General features: G+C 39.3%; 19 protein-coding genes. 6 read left to right on the plus strand and 13 right to left on the minus strand.

Annotated elements, in window-relative coordinates:
• Positions 1-7: 7 nt before the first annotated feature.
• Positions 8-817 (minus strand): MFS transporter, encoded by an 810-nt coding sequence (locus MLE13_RS03450; RefSeq protein ID WP_240748068.1) that lies wholly within the window; start codon positions 815-817, stop codon positions 8-10.
• A 158-nt stretch (positions 818-975) separates the two neighbouring features.
• Between MLE13_RS03450 and MLE13_RS03455 the strand changes: the two genes are divergently transcribed.
• Complete coding sequence (locus MLE13_RS03455) at positions 976-2,505, plus strand: FAD-dependent oxidoreductase (protein ID WP_240748069.1); 1,530 nt, start codon at positions 976-978, stop codon at positions 2,503-2,505.
• A gap of 178 nt (positions 2,506-2,683) precedes the next feature.
• On the opposite strand, the gene MLE13_RS03460 is transcribed toward MLE13_RS03455, so the two are convergent.
• Positions 2,684-3,094: a DUF4181 domain-containing protein gene (locus MLE13_RS03460; RefSeq protein WP_240748070.1), complete on the minus strand. Its 411-nt coding sequence runs from the start codon at positions 3,092-3,094 to the stop codon at positions 2,684-2,686.
• 13 nt (positions 3,095-3,107) lie between these two features.
• The gene (locus MLE13_RS03465; RefSeq protein ID WP_240748071.1) at positions 3,108-3,323 is read right to left on the minus strand and encodes a DUF6366 family protein; all 216 of its coding nucleotides are present in this window, start codon (positions 3,321-3,323) and stop codon (positions 3,108-3,110) included.
• A 193-nt stretch (positions 3,324-3,516) separates the two neighbouring features.
• Between MLE13_RS03465 and MLE13_RS03470 the strand changes: the two genes are divergently transcribed.
• A complete protein-coding gene (locus MLE13_RS03470; RefSeq protein WP_240748072.1) occupies positions 3,517-4,701 on the plus strand; it encodes a MalY/PatB family protein in 1,185 nt (394 codons plus the stop codon).
• A 96-nt stretch (positions 4,702-4,797) separates the two neighbouring features.
• On the opposite strand, the gene MLE13_RS03475 is transcribed toward MLE13_RS03470, so the two are convergent.
• From MLE13_RS03475 to MLE13_RS03490, 4 genes are all read right to left on the minus strand, one after another.
• The gene (locus MLE13_RS03475; protein WP_240748073.1) at positions 4,798-6,291 is read right to left on the minus strand and encodes a BCCT family transporter; all 1,494 of its coding nucleotides are present in this window, start codon (positions 6,289-6,291) and stop codon (positions 4,798-4,800) included.
• A 261-nt stretch (positions 6,292-6,552) separates the two neighbouring features.
• A complete protein-coding gene (locus MLE13_RS03480) occupies positions 6,553-7,503 on the minus strand; it encodes a ribose-phosphate diphosphokinase (RefSeq protein ID WP_240748074.1) in 951 nt (316 codons plus the stop codon).
• 176 nt (positions 7,504-7,679) lie between these two features.
• On the minus strand, positions 7,680-10,109 hold the full coding sequence (locus MLE13_RS03485) for a DEAD/DEAH box helicase family protein (RefSeq protein ID WP_240748075.1): 2,430 nt from the start codon (positions 10,107-10,109) through the stop codon (positions 7,680-7,682).
• The gene (locus tag MLE13_RS03490; RefSeq protein WP_240748076.1) at positions 10,102-10,428 is read right to left on the minus strand and encodes a nucleoside triphosphate pyrophosphohydrolase; all 327 of its coding nucleotides are present in this window, start codon (positions 10,426-10,428) and stop codon (positions 10,102-10,104) included. The genes MLE13_RS03485 and MLE13_RS03490 overlap by 8 nt, the downstream gene beginning before the upstream one ends.
• A 442-nt stretch (positions 10,429-10,870) precedes the next feature.
• Between MLE13_RS03490 and MLE13_RS03495 the strand changes: the two genes are divergently transcribed.
• The 3 genes from MLE13_RS03495 (at position 10,871) to MLE13_RS03505 (ending at position 12,407) form a co-directional block, all read left to right on the plus strand.
• On the plus strand, positions 10,871-11,488 hold the full coding sequence (locus tag MLE13_RS03495; RefSeq protein ID WP_240748077.1) for a recombinase family protein: 618 nt from the start codon (positions 10,871-10,873) through the stop codon (positions 11,486-11,488).
• A gap of 128 nt (positions 11,489-11,616) precedes the next feature.
• Positions 11,617-12,063, plus strand: a complete 447-nt coding sequence (locus MLE13_RS03500; RefSeq protein ID WP_240748078.1) for a hypothetical protein — start codon at positions 11,617-11,619, stop codon at positions 12,061-12,063.
• Between the two features lie 17 nt (positions 12,064-12,080).
• Entirely contained in the window at positions 12,081-12,407 is a 327-nt protein-coding gene (locus MLE13_RS03505) for a helix-turn-helix domain-containing protein (protein ID WP_240748079.1), read from the plus strand.
• Positions 12,408-12,593: 186 nt separating this feature from the next.
• Here the strand turns inward: MLE13_RS03505 and MLE13_RS03510 are convergent, their stop codons facing one another.
• The 4 genes from MLE13_RS03510 to MLE13_RS03525 form a co-directional block, all read right to left on the minus strand.
• Positions 12,594-13,163, minus strand: a complete 570-nt coding sequence (locus tag MLE13_RS03510; protein WP_240748080.1) for a tyrosine-type recombinase/integrase — start codon at positions 13,161-13,163, stop codon at positions 12,594-12,596.
• A gap of 59 nt (positions 13,164-13,222) precedes the next feature.
• Positions 13,223-13,489, minus strand: coding sequence for a hypothetical protein (locus MLE13_RS03515; RefSeq protein WP_240748081.1), 267 nt, complete (start codon positions 13,487-13,489; stop codon positions 13,223-13,225).
• A gap of 605 nt (positions 13,490-14,094) precedes the next feature.
• Positions 14,095-15,120 (minus strand): McrC family protein, encoded by a 1,026-nt coding sequence (locus MLE13_RS03520; protein ID WP_240748082.1) that lies wholly within the window; start codon positions 15,118-15,120, stop codon positions 14,095-14,097.
• A 1-nt stretch (position 15,121) separates the two neighbouring features.
• Positions 15,122-18,091: an AAA family ATPase gene (locus tag MLE13_RS03525; protein WP_240748083.1), complete on the minus strand. Its 2,970-nt coding sequence runs from the start codon at positions 18,089-18,091 to the stop codon at positions 15,122-15,124.
• Between the two features lie 222 nt (positions 18,092-18,313).
• Between MLE13_RS03525 and MLE13_RS03530 the strand changes: the two genes are divergently transcribed.
• Positions 18,314-19,471, plus strand: a complete 1,158-nt coding sequence (locus MLE13_RS03530; protein WP_240748084.1) for a hypothetical protein — start codon at positions 18,314-18,316, stop codon at positions 19,469-19,471.
• 342 nt (positions 19,472-19,813) lie between these two features.
• Here the strand turns inward: MLE13_RS03530 and MLE13_RS03535 are convergent, their stop codons facing one another.
• Together MLE13_RS03535 and MLE13_RS03540 are read right to left on the minus strand one after the other, a co-directional pair.
• The gene (locus MLE13_RS03535; RefSeq protein ID WP_240748085.1) at positions 19,814-20,908 is read right to left on the minus strand and encodes an NAD/NADP octopine/nopaline dehydrogenase family protein; all 1,095 of its coding nucleotides are present in this window, start codon (positions 20,906-20,908) and stop codon (positions 19,814-19,816) included.
• Between the two features lie 43 nt (positions 20,909-20,951).
• The gene (locus tag MLE13_RS03540) at positions 20,952-22,379 is read right to left on the minus strand and encodes a YfcC family protein (protein ID WP_240748086.1); all 1,428 of its coding nucleotides are present in this window, start codon (positions 22,377-22,379) and stop codon (positions 20,952-20,954) included.
• Positions 22,380-22,484 lie beyond the last annotated feature (105 nt).

Raw genomic sequence — 22,484 nt, forward strand, 5'->3', positions numbered from 1 at the left:
ACTTTTACTACGAGTAAAGATCCAGTAGATTGCCGAGTGTGATGGCGAGTATAAAAATACCATATTGTTCAGCTCCCCCTCTTTCATGAGCGTAAACCGGGAGAATGGCTTCTGTCATTCCAAACGAAAAGTTGGCGATTAAAAAAGGCAAACAAATAAAAACAATTTTCGATTTGAAAAAATAAGAAAATCCGCTTTTAAAACTGGTTTTATACTCATTCCAGTCTCTTACACTTTGTTCTTGCTCCCCTGTAGTCGAGTTGATCTTCAACAAACTAAAAAAGATGGCGGCTACTAAAAAACTAAATGCATTAAACAAGTAAATATTTTGCACACCAATCGTTAAGATAAACCCAGCAAAGACTGCTTTCATCGCGATATCAACCATTTGCTGCGAACTGCTGATCAAAGAATTGAACTTTCCGCGATGTTCTTTTGGCATGATTTTGGGGACTACCGCAACTTCAGCAGTGCCTTGGAAATTCTCTAAAAATGAGATACAAAACAGGATCCCGAGTACAAGAAAAACTGATTCATATCCTAGCCAAATTCCTAAAGGAATCAAGAGCATTAAAAAAAACTGAACAAACTGTGCATAGACGACGATTTTAACTTTGTTCATGCTTTCAATTACGGGACCTAGCAAAAAGTTAAAGCATTTGGGGATCATGACAATAGCTGCTGCTACTCCTGTGTAAAACGCATGTTGCGTTAGTTCAAAGACATACCAAATAACCGCAATTTCATACAAACTATCCCCGGCCGTTGAAACGAGTCTTCCTAAAAAGAGATGTCGACTATTTTTATTCTTCAACAATCTTTCACCACCCAAATAATATTTATCGTTAAAATATATTTTAACGATAAATATTATTTTGTCAACAGTGCTTAAAATTGGTCGATAAAGGATATAGTAACAGTACAAGATAAAACAGAAACCGGGAAATAGCTGATATTCAATAGGAGGTCTTCACCGTGAAACCACAAATATTGATCGTGGGAGCTGGTCCAACAGGTCTTGCCCTTGCTCATAGCCTTGCCAATCAAGGCGTTCCTTTTCGAATCATTGAAAAAAATTCTGGAACAGGAAAAGCTTCTCGTGCCTTAGCTGTTCATGCGCGAATCTTGGAGCATTATCAACAACTGGGGTTGTCTGAGAGGCTCGTCAGTAGAGGACAGCCGATTTTGTCACTGGATTTGAGTGATGGAAAAGAAGTAAAAGCCAATTTGAAATTTAACGATTTCGGTAAAGGGCTGAGTCCTTTTCCGTTTATCCTTAGCTTGCCGCAAGATGAACAAGAAGAAATGCTTGTGGATGAATTAAAGAAAATCGGAGTCGAAATTGAATGGAGTACAGAGTTGTCTTCTTTTGCAAATAAAGGTGAATCGGTAACTGCAGTTTTAAAGAAAGAGGGACTTCCAGAAGAATCGGCTAACTTTGAGTATTTATGCGGATGTGACGGTGCCAGCAGCATGGTGCGAAAAGGAATGGAATTCGAGTTTCCAGGTGGCACGTACGAGCAATTATTTTTTGTCGCCGATGTGGAAACCGAAAAACTAGAAGAAAGAATGGAAAAAATGGACATGTATATGGACGATGATGGCTTTATGTTGTATATGTCTGTACGAAACGCACGCACCAAAAGGATTCTCGGTGTCGTCCCTGAAGAATTTAACGATCAAAAGGATATCGAATACCGTCATATTGGCGAATATATTGAGGATAAAATTAAAGTGAAAGCATCAATCGTCAATTGGTTTTCTACTTACCGCGTCCATAACCGCGTGAGTGAGCACTTTTCCAAAGGACGCGTTTTTATATTAGGAGACGCAGGACACCTTCATAGTCCAGCAGGCGGACAAGGGATGAACACCGGGATTGGGGATGCCATTAATTTATCGTGGAAACTTGCAGCGGTGTGCCAAGGAAAAGCTACCCCCTCCCTATTAGATACTTATGAATTAGAGCGGATTGGTTTTGCCCGAAAATTGATCGCTACGACCGACAAAGCGTTCCAAACCATCATCAACCAGCATCTTCGCGGAACCTTATTGCGCAAAGTTGTAGTGCCACATGTTTTACCTTCCATGTTCAAGTTGGCGTTCGTCAAAAAGAATGGTTTTAAAATCTTGTCCCAAATCCACATCAACTACCGAAACAGTCCCATAAGCAAAGGCAAAGCCGGCAAAGTTTTTGGCGGTATGCGTTTGCCGTGGATCCAAACAGCAGGTCGCGACAATTATACGCCCTTACGATCCGTGGATTGGCAAATTCACGTATACGGCAAAGCCAGTAAAGAACTGTTAGAGTTTGCTCGCTCGCATTCTTTCGAGATTCATGAATTTGCATGGGAACCTAAAATAAAAAAAGCTGGGTTCCAACAAAACGCTTTGTATTTTATCCGCCCTGATGGTCATGTGGCTTTAGCGAATAAAACGCAAGACTTGAGTGTGTTAAAAGATTATATAGATACTTTTGAAATAATTCCTTTTCGTACTCCTTAATCGATAGGTACATTTTTTATAGCTTTTTACTTTAATTGCATCTAGAGAGTGAATTGATCATTCAACGAATCAGCTAACATTAGTTTTTGCGGTGATGATTGTGCTAATTACACTGCTGTCATTAAAATTTCATCAAAAACGCCCTCATCCACGAAAAGGATGAGGGTGTTTTTCGATGTTAAAATTGCAGGTTAACTAAATCTAATTGGATTGTCGCGATAATTGACACCATGACCAAAAATATAATTTCACCCATTGTCAAAATCCATTGTTTAGGTTGATCACTGTATTTCCATTGGAAAAAGGCTTTTACGGACGATTCGACGAACATGAATGCCACCCAAATAAAGATATAAAATGCGAAAGAATACCCTTTGAAAAAGACCAAATACAAAACAACAAACATGACTAACATCGTTGTAATACGAAGTCCCCTATCGATTTTTTTGTGTAAGTAGTTTACGTGATTGTATGAAAACCAAGCATTCTCTTCTTTTTCAATGTTGAAGCTTTTTCTCAACAACCATTTCACCAACCACATGCCACCAAACAAAACCACTAAAAACAAAGCAATTTTCAACCCATCCATTTAAAATCTCCTTTCAACTAAAAAACAATTGATAAATAACGTGCGCTACAATTAACACGATAATTAATAAAGCCATGCCCTTCCAGCCCATGTCACCTGCTATGTCTGTTACATTCCCGTTTCCCGCGCCTCGGTCAAATCCGTCACGCAAGTTGCCAGTTGGGTTTTGCTTTTGCTCACCTTGTCTTAATTTCTCTCTTTCTTCTTGAGGTGTTTTCTGTTTATCCATAACCCACGCCCCTATTTATAAAATTCAATCAATTATTTTCTATTATGACATATATTGGATTTACCTCCTAGATTATTTAACCTATTCAACAAGATCGAGACTTGAAAGATTAACGAGGACGGGCTATGCTTCAGTTAGCTATTAGTAAAAGACTGTGGATTTTTAAAATTAACCGGATAAGGGAGCTCTTTCTATGAATTCTTTTCAGCATGTGTACGACCGAAAAAATACCCGTTCTGTTAAATGGGACATGATAGGTGAGATTTACGGCCTTGAAGATACGTCAGACATTTTGCCAATGTGGATTGCAGATATGGACTTCCCTGCACCGCCAGCTATTTTAAAGGCATTGCATGACCGTGTAGAGCATTCGATTTTTGGCTATTCTTTCATGTGTGAAGAATGTCGAACTTCCGTGATCAACTGGCAAGAAAAACGAAACGATTGGAAAATCGAAACCGATTGGATGCTGTTTCACCAAGGCATCATTCCAGCCATTGCATCTATTATTGAAACCTTTACAGAAAAACACGATAAAATTGTGGTGACGCCTCCTGTTTATCCCCCTTTTTTCCAGCTTGCTGAGCATCAAGATCGAGAGGTTCTGTATTCTCCGCTCGTTGTGCAGGACGGTCAGTACACGATTGATTTCAAGGACTTTGAAGAAAAGCTAAAACAAGCTGCGCTTTTTATCTTGTGCAACCCGCATAACCCTGGTGGACGCGTCTGGACTGTTGACGAGCTAACTGAAATACTTCGCTTGTGTACGAAACACGACGTGCTCATTATTTCCGATGAAATTCACGGGGATTTGATGTTAGGTGAAAGCCGTCATACGCCAATCGCAAAAATCGCAGGCAAAGAAAGCGACCGAGTGTTCACGTGTCTTGCGCCGACTAAAACCTTTAACTTAGCGGGCATTCAAGTGGCGATGATCATCGCAACCGACAAAGAAAAACGCGCAAAACTCGAAAAACATGCACTGGCTCACGGTACCGGTATGCTCAACGCCTTCGCACCAACTGCTTTGACCGCTGCATACAATGACAGCGAGCCTTGGCTTGAAGAGATGTTGAAAACAATTGCTGACAACATCGAGTTTGCCCGTAGCGAATTAGAGAAAAAAGTGCCGGGCTTACAAGTGATGAAGCCACAATCGACTTATTTGCTATGGATTGACTACAGCAAGTTAAACTTAACCGAAGACGAAGTCATGAAAAAATTGCTGTTAACTGGGAAAGTTGCATTAGAACCAGGCAGCAAGTACGGGTCTGCCGGTCTCGGCTATTTACGCTTAAACGCAGCTTGCCCGAGAGAAACCTTGTCTGAAGGAATTGACCGGGTTGCCTTGGCATTAACAGGCAAGAAAGAAAAGTAAACGACAACTGATACACATAACAAAAGCCGCTGATTCCCAAGTTAAGGGGATCAGCGGCTTTCTTACGTCTATTCCAGCTGCGCTACTGGAATCGCCTTATTTTTTCTTGCCTTCGTATAATTTCTCTGCTTTGAGTGCTTTGAGCAGCGACCAAATCATCAAAATCATGACAAACGAGAACGGCAATGCCGCAATGATAATGGTGTTTTGAATGGCTGCTAGCCCACCAACAGATAACAGAATAGCAGCAATCGCTGACTGAAGAATTCCCCAGACAATTTTGACACTATTGACAGGGGTTAACGAACCATTTGTTGATTGCATACCGAGCACAAACGTCGCCGAATCGGCAGACGAGATAAAGAACGTCAGCAATAACAAAATGGCAATAATCGAAAGTCCGAAACCAAATGGCATTTCGTTAAACACCATAAACAAAATCGTTTCTACAGCACCATCCGTTAAATCGACAGCGCCCCTTTGTTGGATATCGATTGCCGTTGCACCAAAAGTAGAAAACCAAATCGCACACAACAATGTCGGCAAAAGAACGACATAGATTAAGAATTCGCGAATCGTTCGCCCTCTAGAAACACGCGCGATAAACATACTAACGAATGGAGCCCAAGAAATCCACCAGGCCCAGTAAAAGATTGTCCATGCATCCAACCATTGACGATTTTCGCTACTAAAAGCTTCGGTTTTTGTGCTGATTGCCATCAAATTTTGGATGTACTCACCAAACGATTGAGTGAAGACATTCAAAATGAGGAGAGTTGGTCCCAAAATGACAACCAATGCCAGCAGAAGAACTGCTAATACCATATTAATATTGGATAAATACTTGATCCCTCTGGAAAGTCCCGACCATGCCGATGCCAGAAATAAAACAGTAATAATGGCAATAATGATTAACTGGCTCCAATTGTTGTTAGTAATACCAAATAAAAAGCTGAGTCCGCCGTTTATTTGAACAGCACCAAATCCCAGTGATGTCGCAACACCAAATACCGTTGCGAAAATAGCGATAACATCAATCATCGTTCCCCAGCCCGTATTCATTTTATCGCCAAAAATCGGTTTTAACGTACTAGAGATTAGACCACGTTCGCCTTTTCGGAATTGGAAATAAGCAAGTACCAATGCGACAATTCCATACATTGCCCAAGCGTTAAATCCGTAGTGGAAAAAAGTGCGTTGCATCGATTCCTGAAACGCGGCTTGTGTTCCAGGTTCTGCGGTTGCCGGCGAGATGATAAAGTGGGAGAGCGGTTCATAGGAGCCATAGAATACGAGTCCGATTCCTAGCCCTGCTGAGAAAAGCATTGCTACCCAAGTCGGAGTTCTAAATTCTGGTCGATCCTCAGCGTTACCGAGTCGGATATTGCCGTAAGGACTAATAATAAGAAACCCAACGACTACCAGGACGAGTGTCATAATCAGCATGTAATACCAGCCGAATACGGTACTCAGTAAAGAAGTAATGCTGCTTGTCACTTGTTCATATGCACCAGGCATAAGTGCAGCCACCAATACGGCGATGATAACAAGTGTAATGGTAATATAAAATACTCTTGTGACTTCTTTCATAGGAGTCTCCTTTCCAACAAAAAATTTGCACATAGTAGATCATATATAAGGATAAAAGCGTTTATTCAATCAAGTGAAAATTGACGGAATATACGATTTATATTCCCGAATTCCAACAAAATATTCCTTTTTTATTCGATTTTCTTATGAAAACGTAAATTCCACATTGAAAAAGCACTGCAGAAAATTCTCTTCTGCAGTGCTTTGGTTGGACGTTTTTTCACAAAAGGAAGCTCTTCCCTTTTATCAAAATCAAGTCCGTTATTCAAATAATGGCGTAACCGGTTTTTCGTTATGAACGTGTTCAATCGCTTCAGCTAGTAGCGGAGCAACCGATAAAATTTTAACTTTTGGCGTTTGTTTTTCTTCTGGCACATGGATGGTATTCGTGACAACCAATTCCGTCACAGCCGATTTCTCGATTTTTTGAATGGCGTCACCAGATAATACAGCGTGTGTGCAACAAGCGTAAACAGCTTTCGCGCCATTTTCCACAAGCACATCCGCAGCGGCCGAAACCGTCTTCGCCGTATCGATGATGTCGACAATAATGATGACGTTTTTGCCTTTGATGTCTCCAACAATGTTGACCATTTCCGGCTCATCAGGGTGCATCCGACGTTTATCGATAAAACCGATAGGTACGTCCAAATGACTGGCTAGTTTACGAGCACGTCCGAGTCCTCCGTTGTCTGGAGCTACCACAATCGCATCTGTTAATCCTTTGTCCGTGAAATACTGTTCTAAAATTTTGCCGCCAAGCAATTGATCGACTGGCACATTAAAGAACCCTTGAATTTGCGGAGCGTGTAAATCCAACGTGATGATGTGGGTTGCGCCTGCTTTTTCTAACATATTCGCAACTAGCTTTGCCGTAATCGGCTCACGCGAACTGGCTTTTCGGTCTTGGCGCGCATAGCCGTAATACGGAATAACCACGTTAATGGTTTTCACCGAAGCACGTTTTAACGCATCAATCATGATCAATAACTCCATCACATGCTCAGTTCCCGGCTGCGATGTCGATTGCACCACATAGACATCTGCCCCGCGGACACTTTCTTCAATGTGAATTTGAATTTCTCCATCACTAAAGTGAGTAATGGCGCTTTTTCCTAGCTCGCACCCAAGCGAATCTGCGATTTCCTGTGCCAACTCCGGATTTGAGTTTAATGTAAACAGCTTAAAGTTTTTTCTTAATTGATAAGCCAACTTATAGCCCCCTCGAATTTTTATAGTACCTATTAGCTGATTAGCTATGGCTATGACCAAGCAATTGCAAATGGCCTGTAGCTGTTGGTTTTATGATACCTGTTTAATGGGGCAATAGCCACTGAAAATAGTAGGAAACTCGCTACAGGCGGTCGCTTTTTTCCTCCTGCATTAAACTAATTTAATACAGTTAATATTGATTTCTTTTCAAAATAGGCATGAAGTCGGTACTCTGCTATTTCTCGAGTCCACTGATACAAGCTCTCATTTTCTTCATGAGAGGGCTGCAAATTGAATTTGAACATATCGTTTTCAAAAGTGACTAATCCCTCTTTTGCGCTACCGCTCCATTTTGTCATCGGCATCTGCGAAATTACATCAGCCATTTTTTTCTCATCATACTTACGTAATCTTTTCCCCTGGGCATCACTAAAGTCTAATTTCATACGGTAATCTTTTTTCGTTAAATAGCTATGGAAAAACGGAGCCGCTTCTTGTGGAGTTATCGGCTCGAGCCATTTCCCCATACCTTTTGACAACATATAACTCAAAACAACCAGTTTGTAACTTTTGGTCATCAAGGTTTTCTCAACTTCTAACAGCCAGTTCTTGTATTTCAACCAGACATTTTGTTCTGATTCTGTTAGTTCCTCGGCGTAAGCAAGCATACCAATATAACTCCCAAACTCTTGTTTTACCATCTTGGAATCAAGATTAGCATGAAGATGGAACTCCAAATAACTTGGACCTTTCCCCATTTCCTTCTTCAATTCTTGATACTCCATAACCACCAACTCTTTACGTGGTGATCTTTTTTTACGCATTTCTTCCAATAAATTAATGACTTGCAAATCTAAATTAAATTCACATTGAAGAGGAATAAGCGGCTCAACATTCTTATTCCCTACTGTTGTTTCTTCTTTATTAAACACAGCCAATTTCAAATCAGCATTTCGATAATTGCCGATAAAATCAATAATGACACAATGTGTTTTGCCATCTGCAATACGTAAACCACGTCCAATTTGCTGCGTATAAACTGCCAGAGATTCTGTCGGTCGAATGAAAACGAGCGTATCTACTTTCGGAATATCGACCCCTTCATTGAAGAGATCTACCGTGAAAATCAATTCAATATCGCCAGTATCTAATTTGGTACGAGCTGTTTTCCGTTCTTGTGGATGAGACTCACCATGAAGGGCAATAGAGCGAACACCTTTACTCTCGAAAAAGTTGTTCATATAAAGAGCTTGTTTTACTGAAGAACAAAAAACAATGGTTCTCGTTTGTTTGTAACGGCTCCATTCATCGAAAATCTTTTCCGCAAAACTCTCACGTAACTGTAACTGCAGTAATTCTTGTTCATCATAGCGGTTGCCTCTCCACGGAATAGCTGAATAATCGGTATCATCATGTACTCCGTAATAATGGAACGGTGCTAGCCAATTTCGCTCGATGGCGTCAAGAAAATGAATCGAAATTGCTACGTTCCCATCGCATAAAGCATAGACATCTTTATTATCCATACGGTCTGGTGTGGCAGTAATACCTAACAGAAATTTCGGCTCAAAATGATTTAATAATCGCTCGTAAGTTGGTGCTGCTGCATGATGAAATTCATCCACAACAATCAAATCAAAAGCAGCTTTTTCAAAACGGTCTAAATGATATTGGCTGCTCAATGTATAAATGGAAGCAAAAATAAAATCTGCAGCCGTATCTTTTTCAGAAGCATTGTAAAAAGAACTCGTTCTATTAGGGTGTACATGCTTGAATGATTGCTCGGCTTGCGTCAGAATTTCTTCGCGGTGAGCGACAAACAACACGCGTTTGAATTTCGCTGCAAAAAAAGCAGCTAAGTACGTTTTCCCTAAACCTGTTGCTAAAACTACCATTGCCCGAGTATATTCCTCTGCGAGTACATTGTCCAAAGCTTCTAACGCTTCTTTTTGCGCCGGTCTTGGAGAAATTGGCGTATTGTAAACCACTTGGGTCTCAGCCACTTCTGGTTGTTGAGGCTGAGCTGGTCCTAAGGTTATTTCAACTTCTTCAGCTTCTGACCATACCGGACTGATGGGTTTTAGTATATTCGCTTTTGTATGTAATGATCGATATTCTGCTAATGTCTCTGTATTTAGAGCCACCGTTTGATCGGCATAAAAATATTTTAAGAACTGAGTAGTTGCTTCTTCAAAAACCTCTGCATCCACTGCTGTTGGTGCGATTAAGTTCCACTCCACTCCATTCGTTAATGCAGACGCTGATAAATTAGAAGATCCCACGATTAACTGAGAGGCTTTGGTCCCTCGAAACAAATAAGACTTCGGATGAAAAGAAGTTCCCCCGCTCCGCCAAATTCGAATTTCCGCAGACGGTAACTCTTCAAGTAGTAATTGTAATGCGTCTGGCTGTGTAACAAAAAGGTAGTCGCCTACTAATAACTTTATCGGCACACCTCTCTCAGTAGCTTCTTTTAAGAATGGAATGATTTTCTTCACACCAGATTTCATCGCAAAAGCTGTAATCCATTGAATTTCAACGGCGTCTTTTGATAACCTTTCTAAATGTGAAACGAGCTGAGAAGTAACCAGTTCCAGCTTAGTCATCTTCTACCTCGATTAAAAAGATCCGCTTTTCAAAACCGCCACGTTTCTCCGCTTTTGCTTTACGAATATTTCCGAGTTCTTCAACTGAAGATCCGTGGATTTTTGTAGCTGCATAAAGAAGTTCAAGTATGTCGGCCAACTCTTCTACTGCTTCTTCGTTATTCTTTGCTGCATTATACTCATCAAGTTCTTCACCTAATTTCTTTTTCAACTCCACTCTATACTCATCTTCTGATAAAATTCGAGTTGAAAATTCTTTTCCTGTTTTCGCAATTACTTCAGGTATCGCGTCGCGTACTAGTTTGTTGTAGATCGGCATGGGTAGGCTCCTTTAAGGTTTTGTTTTCTAATTTTATCATTTTTCATGGTATAAGGACTACATAGCACCTTACATTTCAGAGAAAGCGTAAAGCGACATATAGTAGTTTTTGCATCGAATTTAATACATTTCATAGCATTGATTGGAGACACTTAAAATATACTTTTCATTTCTTTAAGTACTTCATTTTTTATAACCGACTATTAGATATTATGGTTTAAGACAACGTCTCTTATCATCTTATTCTCTTCAGATACAATTTTTTAAAATTCTACCATCACTTATTATTTTATACTGTTCTTTTTTTCTCTTAGATTTCTATTTCAATTGATTAGAATAGTATCCGTAAAAGTACACTTTTACGAACGTTCGCGAAATTTCATATACTTTTACGAACGTTTTTCAGGTATAATTAACAGTAAAATCGTTTAAGAGGTGAATTATGGAACATCGCAAATTTGGTTACATAACTGTCAGCAGCAAAGATCAAAATGAAGGACGTCAATTGGAAGCCATGCGGAAAATGGGCATCACTGAACGGGATATTTATCTAGACAAGCAAAGTGGCAAAAATTTCGAACGAGCGAACTACCAACTATTAAAACGAGTTATTCGAAAAGGGGATATTCTTTACATTCACTCGTTAGATCGATTCGGCCGAAACAAAGAAGAGATCCTCCAGGAATGGAATGACCTGACGAAAAACATCGAAGCCGATATTGTCGTGTTGGATATGCCATTACTCGATACAACGCAGTATAAAGATAGTATGGGTACTTTTATTGCGGACTTATTTTTGCAGATTCTTTCCTGGATGGCTGAAGAAGAACGAGAACGCATCCGCAAACGGCAGCGTGAAGGAATCGACTTAGCATTGCAAAATGGCATTCAGTTTGGCAGACCAACCGTTTTTGTTTCAGAGGAATTTAAAGAGGTTTATAGAAAGTGGAAAGCTAAAGAGCTAACAGCAGTTGAAGCCATGAAGGAAGCCGGAGTGAAAAAGACCAGTTTTTATAAATTGGTCAAAGCACTCGAAGAAGAGACAGTTAAATCATTATAATAGAAGAAACTCTTTTCCATTATCAGAGCTATTAGTATAGGGTAACTCTATATTCCCAATAAAAAGGAGATGAATATATTACATAGAATATAATTTGTTAGAAAATTTATATTCTACGTGATATAATTATGATAGAAATTGAATTCTTAGCAGACGAACATGGCAATCAACAAGTCATCGACTTAATCACTTCCATTGCTGATAGAGCCATGAGCGATAAAGATTATGCCGAACTTGCAGCTCGTATAGCCCAGCTACTTGATTACATGAAAGATATAGGAGTTCCTCCTATAGAAAAACGTACGTTATACGGTATCAGTTCGGCAGGAAATCCCATCACACTAGTCAATGTGGTAAAAGAACTGAACAACCATCCCCCACTGATGGAAGCGCGAGCGAATTGGAGACCAGTAGGAGCTTTTCGAGCGATCTTTTTCTATGAAATGGACGACAAAGGCAACCAAACCATTTATTTCACAAAAGCTGTTATCAAGCAGGCGACCTATTCACGAGACTTTGAACATGCAATTAGTGCGAGTGAAAAAATGATGGTTAAATTTTTTAAACCTGAGTAAAAAAGGAGAGGGTTTAAATGACAAACAAAAATTATAACGATGTGATGGGGACCTTAAGGCAAGTGCCGAAAGTAAACGAACACTTGAATAAAATTTCTGTTATTATGGGGAAAAAAATACTCAAGAGACGTCTTGAGCTAGGTTTGACCCAAAAAGAAGTTGTCAATATGGTTAAAGATCATGGAGATGCTTTTACACAGGCGACGCTATCGAAGATTGAAAGTGGTGCTGATAATATCAAATCCGAAACATACGATAAAGTTTTCCTAGCTTTGGGTGGTCTCGAAGACTTAACTCCTACATTTAAAGAAAATCCTAAAGGTAAAGATTTAATTCATTCATAGACATCAATAATAAAAGAAACTCAAAATAGAACCGGAGAGAAAGAAGAACATCTTCTCTGGTTCTATTTTTTGCATATGATTTCATGACCTGAAATACGGAACATCATCATTTAAGCCAAAGGATTTAAAAGTCCAACTCGAAACTATATGCTTCCTCTTTGCAAGTGCCGCCATTCAATCAGGTATTTATAAATACTTATCAATGGTTTCTTCAGATACCGTAAGATAATGTTGAATTAACGTTTCTAGGGATTGATGGCCTGTTTGTTTCGCGATGGTTGATACATCTGCACCAGCTGCGTGCATCGCTACCACTTGGCTCTTCCTGAAATTATAGCCGGTGAGTCCTGTCCATCGCTGTAAGGCTTTGCAAAAACCTATTTCACTGATTGCGGTGCTTTCGTAGCGTCCATTCCTATATACTCTCCCTACGAAGTAGTCATCTGTCTTAAGGTCATATTCGCGTGTATAAACGTCGACTGCATGGGTAACTTCCGGAGTGAGACGTTTCGTATGCCATCTTTTTTGTTTTTTCAAGTAAACATGAACAAGTCTATTTTTCAAATCAAAATCTCTTACTCTTAATCGAACCATTTCATTGGGTCTGTTGGCGGTTACCAAGTTAACTAAACAAATCGTCTTTGCTCTTATCGGAAGAGTGTTTATAATATTCATCAATTCCTTCTTATTAATGGCTGACTTTCCTCGAACTTGGATTAAGTGAGCATACTGATCTTCACGATACATCTTCCTCATTGCTGAAAGTTCGTATGCAACTCTAGTCCTTGCTCTAAAATCTATTCCATGAATCACACTCAAATATTTTCGAATAGCTGCCAATCGTCGTTCCCATGTTGTTTTTTAACCTTTTGCTCGATCAGCGATATATATAAATAATCGAGCATCGCCTCTGTTCCAACAATTTGACTCGTACTACAGCAATACTTTTTGTAACTACGAATATCCCCAGCGTATTGCCTTGGGATTTCCTCCATCTTTTTTTCAATATGAATTTTCCTGTTGTAGTAACGCTTCTGAGTCTCCAGTGCATCTTGGTGCATTACTAATTTAAATTCTGACATTCTACTTCTTCCCCATTTCTTTTCAAAATCATTTTGAGACACCATTTATGATAAATAGATTTTGAAAAGAATTATGAGACAAAGCAAAAGAGACAAAGAAGAAAATTTGAACCTTCTTCTCTGTCTCTTATAAACCATCGTTTTTGATAGATAATTCTCTATAAAAACGAACTTTTTTATAGCAACTAAAAAGATGTCACCTCAAAAGGAGGCTTTTAATATGATGATTTAATGTTAAGTAGGTATTGAATCGTCTCCATCGATTTCGAATTCTCTAGTTTTGAAGAATTCTTTTTAACTTAAAATTATCGCGAAAATAAGAGGGCCGGATTTATCTCAAAAAATTAACAAAGAGAAGAACCTTCAAGTAGAAGGGTCTTCTCTTTGTTAATTTCATGTTCTAAAAAAACTCATTTACTTATGATACGGCTTCAGCATCAAACATTTCATAAGTATCGACAATCCTCTGTTATTAATACTAATATGCTCCACTTCCTCAACCACTTCAATTCTATAATGCAATTCTCTCAAATTTCTTGTCGCAAAATAGGTGCTGCATAGATGTTTTTATTAACGTAAATTTAACAGCTTCAGTCTTACTTTCTCTATTCAAGCACTCTAATTAGCTTCTGATATATATCCTTCCAAGACCCATTCAAATCCAAAGCCATCACTTCCATCGACATCCGCTCATTCCAGACATATCGTTCATCTACGGTACTGCCATTAAACGGATATATTAATATCCCTCGCAAATTCAAATGCATTTCTTGGTGCATTAAATAAGTGAATAACTGATACATATTATGACTGTGAAATGATGACTTTTCGTAATGAACTTGGAAAATATTTCTATAAAATTTTGCATCCATAATGATTTTTTCTAACTTGTTTTTGTGCGTTAATGATACATCCGTCCTCATCCCTGGCAGGAGTGCTTTATTGCCTTCTAGCTTCCATTGCATCCCTTCAGCTTTTACGTGGTAGTCTCGCTGTTCTAGTTTGTAGAAATTGAATAGGAACTTCTCAAAGATGGCATTTAGCGAACGTTCGTCTAGCTCAGCTGAAAACAGACTCCAATTGCCGGTTTTATGAGACAGTAGCAACATTTCGTGCAGCAAGAGCGCAATTTGAAGTACTCGTTTGTAATGTACGTTGTGTCGGCCGAATACCATTTTAGCAAATGACGATTTGGTTAAGGGTGGCGCGTCGACTTCTGGCATTAATTCCATATACTTAAAGCTTCGGCTTATGGTTTCCTGTTTGACGTACCGATTTGATGTGATTGATTTTAAAGTGGACTTAATCAATTGGTTGATCCAAATGTTTGCTGTATACTCATCCTTCTCACAAACAACAATTGGCTTTTTCAAAATCATGTACGACATGGACTCTGCCATTACCATTCGACCAGACAGTCGATTGGTTGGTTCTGTAACCGCCACATAATCTTTTACTAGACCTCTCCGGTTTACAATTTCCACTTCTTTTAAAAATTGTTTGCAGAGAAAGTCATACGTGATCAAATCCTCATCTACATCATTCATGCTATTGACCAGTTCTGGCATATTGTCTGCATAACTGAGCAGAACAAATAAATTACGAATCGGAACTTTAAAATTTTCCTCCATTTTATATTTCCTCAGTCAATTGCTTAACTATTTCAGGACGATCGAAATAGTACTCTTCCAATAAAGGCACGATTTCAAAATCCATGATTCCATCAACCCAATATTTTTCACTGATGTCATCTGGTTTTACTGAGAAGAAGGAATGCCCGATTGCATAGCCTTGCCCTAACTGGTAGTCATTCATGATTTCATGATTTAATTTTTCGACAATCTGCTGGATTTTGCTAATCATTTCAACTGAAACATTCTCGCTAATCATGTGCTGCCGCCATTTTTCATTAAATGCTGGTGCCAGGGTTACAAAAGCAAAGCGTCTGCGTAAAGCGACTTCTAGCTGCGCGAGTGACCTGTCAGCTGTATTCATCGTTCCGATCAAATACAGGTTACCTGGAACGGTGAACTTCTTTTTTGAATAACCCATCGTGACAAATTCATCCCGCTTGTCTCGTTCAATCAACATGAATAATTCACCAAAAACTTTTGATAAGTTGCCCCGGTTAATCTCATCAATGACGAAATAATAATCTTCTTCTGGATTATTGATCGCACGCTGGCAAAAGTCATAAAAAACACCATACTGCAAAGAAAATCCATTTTCTTTTGGCCGGAAACCCATCACAAAATCTTCATAGGAGTAATTTTGATGGAACTGTACCATTTCCACTCGGCTCTCATCTTTCGAACCTATCAACGAATAAGCCAATCTCTTTGATACAAAGGTTTTCCCTACGCCTGGTGGTCCTTGTAGGATAATATTCTTCTTGTACTTGAGTAAACTAGCAATCTTGTCATAAGCTTCTTCATCGATGAACACTTCTTCAAGAAACGATTCTTTGGAATAGGATTCGTATATTTTTTGCTTGCCGATTGTTTCGCCAAGCGCTTCTTTGAGATTTGGTTTCAAGCGCCACGAGAAGTGATGGTTTTCCTCATATTCTTCTTCGAACAATACACACCAATAACAAATACTGCTGTCATCCCGATGCACATCCTCCAGCCCCATTATTTCTTGAATTCTTTTTGCCAAGTTTACAATGGGACCATCAAAAGAAGATCTACTCATGCCTAAAGCTTCTCCAAGCTGAGTAGCTGTCGCTTGCCCTCCGAGTTCATATATTTTCGTTAAATAAACCAGATCTTTTTCATAAAAAATATTTTCATCTGCTAGCAAATCAATCCAGTTATCTTTGGTGAGCTCTCTTAATAAAGGAGAATGTGTAGGTTCAGTCGATTCCTCTAATCTTTCACTCTTCAACTCATCAAGCACATCGATAATTTTGCTATGAAGGTCTTCGTAAGAAAAACCTTCCGCGTTACTCACATGAGCTACGTTTCTTTGTCCTCCTTGAGGGTGGTTGTCACCGTTATGCAAACCATATTCTATACCGTGGGGATCAATCGCCAAAAACAGTTGCGGCGCCTCCCTATGACTTGCATGTTCTGTTTGGTATACAGCCAGCCAGCAACGTGACGTTCCAAATTGATTATTCCAGCTATAGCCGTTCAATACTTTATCTTCTACAAAACTCAGATCTTTCAATTCTTCAAATTGTCGGATTGCACGATGGATTTTAGTAAGTTCTATTTGGACTTTTTGCTTTTTATCAAAATAATACAGCTGGAAGAGAATTGAGAAGTCACTCCAAGAGTTTAGAATCTTTGTTTCGTACTTTTTAATAACATCTTGCTTGATGAAATTCATATCCTCGATGGATACCGTTCCGTCTTCCAAAATCATTTCGATAATTTTATAGCGGATTAAATTCACTTTTTCATTGTTCCGGTATTGATCGCTTAGCTTCTCCAAAATCTCCGGATCCATATCGGCTATTTGTAGCAACATCAATTCTTGATCGTTTTCAAATTGACCTAGTTTAGTGGAAAGATCGAATAAGTAATCTATCGCGCTTTCTACTTTAATCTGCTCGTAAGTAGTTGCGCAGTAAAAGAAGTCCTGTACGTCGAGCGCCGTAAGAGATGGATTGTCCCGATTGAAATGCTCGAGTACAGCATTGCATACGTAACGATAAACTTCGTAATTTTTTCCTACAGCACCTAGTTTCAAGTCAATATCGTAATCCACTTTAATTGCACTGAATACTTCTTGTTTGTAGATTGGGTATTTCTTGTAGTCTTTAGCCGCTAATAAATAAGCGAAAAGTGGAGCACCTAACGATATTTCATTGCTAAATGCTTTGCCTTCTACTCTAAAGTTTTCAATTAGTTCACTAATTGGCGCTTCAGAGTTATAAAGTTCATTAAGCAAAGTAGCTACTTTTGCGGGTTTTGCTTCAGCAAACTTCACTAAATCAGCCGTATTGCTCCAGTGCACAAAACTTCCTGCGCTCGGGTTTTCTTTTTGCAGCTTTTTAACAATATCAACTATTGTTAAAGCTGTAATTTCTTGTCCTTTTAAAAACTCATTTAAACGTGAAAGGATTTCAAGCTTATAAGCCTCGTCATAAAGTTTGTTCTCTTTAAATTTTATGTACCTTCTATAAGCCATATCAATATAGGGGCTATTGAAAAGCTTCTTTCTAATTTCCGAGTACTCAGTTTGAGTTGGCATCGAACGTGCTTTCTTCAACTCCTCCTCGAAGAACACTTCCACCGCTTGTTCAAGCGCAGGTCGTAAAATCCAAATAAAACGGTTTGTGTCAAAATGCCACTCTCCCATAAAAGGAATATGCCAAGTTCGATTTTTACCATCTTCTTGTTTAGGATAAGTAACTTCAGGTAAATGCTTCATAACTCGTTTTCCTAATCGATCGACTTGTAGATTAATTGCGCCTCTGCCCTTTAATCCGATTGCATGAGCAATCAGTGTCGCATGCGGAAGGCCGTCGTATTGTATAACCGCTAAAATCATTTGTCTGTCTCTTTCTTGAAAAACCTCTTCGTTCCGAAGCATTTCCAGCCACTGATCTTTTGTGATCTCGAGTGGTGTATCATAGATTGTTTTTTCAGCCATTCATATCATCCTTTCAATTTCCTTCTCTGTTTAGTGTCATAATTTTTGTTCCCACCATAATTACTTCCATTATAACGTTTAAATATTTAGATTAATTAACGAATCAAAATATTACCAAATAAAATATTGTTATTTCCTTACATTCCCCCCTTATTACATGGTATATTTTGGACTAGAAATTAGAGAGATAGATTTTTAAAGAAATAATAGGGGGATTTTTAAATGGATATCGTTTTTGGTTTATTAATGGTTATTGCCTTATTGGCTTTAGTCGCTAGTATCGTAATGTTACTGGTCAGTTCAATATTTAAAAAGGGATGGACGACAAAGAAAGCAGGTTTAGCTACAGGAGTTTCATTCTTAATAATGGTTGGTTCTGTTATTGGCCTAGGCTTTACGATCGAAGAAGTGGAGACTACGGAAGAAGTTGAAAGTGAGGCTGCAGTGGCGGATTCAGAAAAGGAAAAGGCAGAACTTCTAGCTCAGGAAAATGCTGAAAAGCAGGCTGCCGAAGAAAAGAAAAAAGAAGAAGCACGTCTCTTAGCTGAGAAAGAGGAAAAAGAAAAAGCTGAGGAGCTTTTGAAAGAGCAAGAAGAAGAACGTATGGCTAAAGAAAAAATTGCAGAAGAGGAAGCTTTAGCAAAACAAAATAATGATTTATTCGCCGGATACGAACTCATCGAAGTTGATGGCGGGGATTTATCTGGATATCGCGAGGCAAACGTTGCCGTTAACATCGGTTTTGGCGACCGTGACTATTGGGCGTTTACGAACGAACACGGACAATTGGAACGAGTTGTAGCTGATGAAATCGTTTTGCAAGATGACGATAATGAAGCTGTATTAGCGTCAGGTCGATATTATTCAGATGAGGCCAAAGTTCCTGGTGTCGAAAGTGATGTGTTAGATGAAGGACATGTACTTGCGGATTCGCTTGGCGGGGTATCGAATGCTTATAACATTACTCCACAAGAAAGTACGCTTAACCGACATGGCGATCAAGCGTATATGGAAGATGCTATTCGCATAGCAGGTGGCGCGACCCATTTCGAAGCCATTATCACTTACCCAGATACAGAAACTCAAATTCCTTCAAGTTATCAGTACACCTACACGATAATGGGGAACGAAGTTGTGGATACTTTTGATAACATAAACCCTGATGAAGTGAACGCATCCCTCGGCTTAACAGACAGCGAGCCGACAGAGTCAAGTAGTCCAACCACAACTGAAGATGTTTCGAGTGTGGATACTAACGGCAATGGACAAGTGACGATTGCAGAAGCCAAAGCAGCCGGCTTTAGTATGCCAATCATGAGTGATCATTGGTTATATCCGCATATGCGAGATAATGATAATGACGGTATGGTGGGCGAGTAAGTCTATTAAACTGAAGCGCAGCACCCTTCTGTTTTAGACTCAGTAGTCGTTTTTCAATAGAAACGATTTTAATAACTAGGACATGTAATTGTGAAATTGGGGTGTAGGCTAATGAAAGACTTTTTTGAAGCATTGAGTTACGTAAGTAAAAGGATGTATGAAGCTACTAATATTTGAACTCTAACTTTTGGGGTGTTTTTATATGACAAAATATAGGTCTAAGAAGTTGTAAAAGAATAGAATTAAACATAAAATTGCACAAAGGCATAGAAAATCCGAAATGATAAGTCTATTTATGACTCATCCATCTCGGATTCATTTGAAAGTTATCGATTTACCTTCTTAAGTTCGTTGCCCAGTTTGGACATACAGCAAAAACTCTTTGGCCGTCATGTCATCAATCCCAAGATTCTTAAGCGTTCTTGCATTTGTCATTAAGTCACGGTCAAGGACGAGTTGTGCCAAGTCAATAATGGCTTCCATACGTGCTGTGGGCAGTTCAAGTAATTTTCCAAGAGCTACAAAAGGAACAAGCCCCATTGGGATGTCTTCTGATAAGTAGCGCGTATCTAGTGTTTTTTGACCTTTGATGTCCCGGTAAACCGGATTTCTGCGTACTGAATCGGCTAAGGTGTTTTCAAAAACATTGTATTCTACTTCGAACTGCTGACGGCATGATAGCAAATCGAGTCCTAGAGCTCGTCCGATAGCAAGCCGCTCTTCGTCCATGCTCTCAACAAAGCGTCCAATTGAGGGCGTGAAACCATCAACATAAAAATGCCATTCGCGATTGGATTCAATAGTTCCTGTATTGAATAAAGTGGTCGCAGTATGCAAAATTGGATTGGTATTATCAAAGCTCGTAATTAAAATACTATCAGCAGCTATGAATTGAGGGAATGCGACTTGCAAAGTGGTAACCACTCTTGTTGTTTCTGTGGCAGGAAGAGCTGCAAGTAAAATACGGTTTTTTAATCCGAACACTTGAGTTCTACCAGGTTCGATAATCCGACATCCATACAGCAATGTGTTTGTTTCTGCTAGCGTCACGTTTGCCGTGCATCCTTCATCTTTTAGCGTTTTTTCGAATGCTAACGAACCAAATGTAGCGGCAGGATTTAAAATAATAATTTGGCCGTCTTTCAAGTATGGTGCACAGGATTTAGCGACCATCTGATGTGCAGTAGCCGGTACTGTAACAAGTATAATGTCTGCCTCTCGTAATGCTTCTTCGATATTTGTGGTGGCACAGCTAACTTTGCCAAATCCAGTTAACGCATCTTCTAAGTAAATGCCACCTTGTTCGGCAATGGCTTCAATCGTCTCTTCGAAAATATCATAAATCGTCACATCAAACCCCATTGAACCGAGATGACCAGCTGTTGTTTGGCCACCGTTTCCTCCACCCAAAATGGTCCATTTTAAATCCTTATTCATAATGATCTACTCCAGTCAGTTGTTTTTAAATTGATCGTTCAGCTTAAAATGGACCCCAGTCGATCCCTACGCCAATTGCTAAAATAATCATGGTCCAAATCGTCCATTTTAAAACGAGTGGACCGGCAAAACGAAGCCACTTGCCGAACGGAACAGCTGCAATTCCAAGTGCTGCCATGAGAACTGGGTGTGTCGGTGTAATCATATTCCAATAACCGTCTCCAGATTGAAATGCTTGAACGGCAATTTGACGGTTAATGCCAATAACATCACTAATAGATGACATAATAGGCATAACAACGGCAGCCTGACCTGTAGATGAAGGAATAATAAAGTTGATAAATCCTTGTGAAATGTACATACCCCAAGCTGCAAAGACACTGTGTAAGCCGGCTAAAGGTGTTGAGACGGCATAAACGAATGTATCGATAATTTGTCCTTGTTCCATAACAACTAGAATGGCACGCGATAAACCAATAATCAGAGCAGCCGCGGTTAATTCTGCAGCGCCTTTCATAAATTCATCCGTAAATTTGTTGAAACTGCCATTAAAAGCAATAAGACCTACAACGATGCCCATTAATAACATCAGTGCAGAAATTTCACCGAGGTACCAACCGTACTTTAATACACCGAAAACAAGTGCAATAAGTGAAAGTCCTAAAATCCCCATGATGGCTTTATGCTGTCTCGTCATCGTTAAGTTGTCTAATACGGTGACATCTGTTTCTACTTCATGAATTTCATCTGCTAAAAGACTTGTTTTAGGATCTAATTTTACTTTCTTGGCATATCGCAATGTATGATGAATGGCAATGATCAAACCACCAACCATTAAAACAGTTCGTAAGCCAATTCCAGAGAATAGCGGTAATCCCGCGATAGCTTGTGCAATCCCGACGTTAAAAGGATTGAGAGGACCAGCAGAATAACCAGCATAAACGCCAACTACGACAATCGATACAGCAACAATTCGGTCATACCCCATGGCGATTGCTGCTGCTAGTACGATGGCGACAAAAGGCAAGGTTTCTTCCGCCATTCCAAATGTCGCACCACCAATCGCAAATGCTGTCATCGCGATTACAATAAACAAAGATTCTCTTCCTTTAAGACGGTTGATCAAACGAGCTAAAGCTGCATTAATGGCACCACTTTTAACGATGACCCCAAAGACCCCACCAACAATTAGTACAAATGCAATAATTTCGGCAGCCCCAACAATTCCGTTAAATACCGATGACAAAACGCCTCCAGGACCAACTGGTGTCGACTCTGTATAAGCAAAGCTGTCTGCAATAATTAAATCTCGACCGGTTTCCTCATCTAATGCTCGTTCGTATTGACCAGCCGGTATGATGTAAGTTAATAAGGCGACAAGCACAATCATAAACATAAGTAATGCTGTAGTTGTAGGCGCTTTCAATCTTGACTTTCGTTTTTCGTTTTTCCCCTTTTTTTGCTGTTCCATTTCATCCACCATCCCTTTAATCGTATGTGTAATAATTAAAAAACTAATTAAGTATAATATTATAACTTTATATAATAACAGAAACTAAATACTACTAGTTTCTAT

The organism is Planococcus halocryophilus (assembly GCF_022489025.1).
GTDB classification, from domain to species: domain Bacteria; phylum Bacillota; class Bacilli; order Bacillales_A; family Planococcaceae; genus Planococcus; species Planococcus halocryophilus_A.

Excerpts from the sequence above, each read along its gene's own strand:
- MLE13_RS03460 (WP_240748070.1), bottom strand. The coding sequence starts at position 3,094 with ATGGATGGGTTGAAAATTGCTTTGTTTTTAGTGGTTTTGTTTGGTGGC.
- MLE13_RS03465 (WP_240748071.1), bottom strand. The coding sequence starts at position 3,323 with ATGGATAAACAGAAAACACCTCAAGAAGAAAGAGAGAAATTAAGACAA.
- MLE13_RS03470 (WP_240748072.1), top strand. The coding sequence starts at position 3,517 with ATGAATTCTTTTCAGCATGTGTACGACCGAAAAAATACCCGTTCTGTT.
- MLE13_RS03475 (WP_240748073.1), bottom strand. The coding sequence starts at position 6,291 with ATGAAAGAAGTCACAAGAGTATTTTATATTACCATTACACTTGTTATC.
- MLE13_RS03485 (WP_240748075.1), bottom strand. The coding sequence starts at position 10,109 with ATGACTAAGCTGGAACTGGTTACTTCTCAGCTCGTTTCACATTTAGAA.
- MLE13_RS03490 (WP_240748076.1), bottom strand. The coding sequence starts at position 10,428 with ATGCCGATCTACAACAAACTAGTACGCGACGCGATACCTGAAGTAATT.
- MLE13_RS03495 (WP_240748077.1), top strand. The coding sequence starts at position 10,871 with ATGGAACATCGCAAATTTGGTTACATAACTGTCAGCAGCAAAGATCAA.
- MLE13_RS03500 (WP_240748078.1), top strand. The coding sequence starts at position 11,617 with ATGATAGAAATTGAATTCTTAGCAGACGAACATGGCAATCAACAAGTC.
- MLE13_RS03505 (WP_240748079.1), top strand. The coding sequence starts at position 12,081 with ATGACAAACAAAAATTATAACGATGTGATGGGGACCTTAAGGCAAGTG.
- MLE13_RS03510 (WP_240748080.1), bottom strand. The coding sequence starts at position 13,163 with ATGAGGAAGATGTATCGTGAAGATCAGTATGCTCACTTAATCCAAGTT.
- MLE13_RS03515 (WP_240748081.1), bottom strand. The coding sequence starts at position 13,489 with ATGTCAGAATTTAAATTAGTAATGCACCAAGATGCACTGGAGACTCAG.
- MLE13_RS03520 (WP_240748082.1), bottom strand. The coding sequence starts at position 15,120 with ATGGAGGAAAATTTTAAAGTTCCGATTCGTAATTTATTTGTTCTGCTC.
- MLE13_RS03525 (WP_240748083.1), bottom strand. The coding sequence starts at position 18,091 with ATGGCTGAAAAAACAATCTATGATACACCACTCGAGATCACAAAAGAT.
- MLE13_RS03530 (WP_240748084.1), top strand. The coding sequence starts at position 18,314 with ATGGATATCGTTTTTGGTTTATTAATGGTTATTGCCTTATTGGCTTTA.
- MLE13_RS03535 (WP_240748085.1), bottom strand. The coding sequence starts at position 20,908 with ATGAATAAGGATTTAAAATGGACCATTTTGGGTGGAGGAAACGGTGGC.
- MLE13_RS03540 (WP_240748086.1), bottom strand. The coding sequence starts at position 22,379 with ATGGAACAGCAAAAAAAGGGGAAAAACGAAAAACGAAAGTCAAGATTG.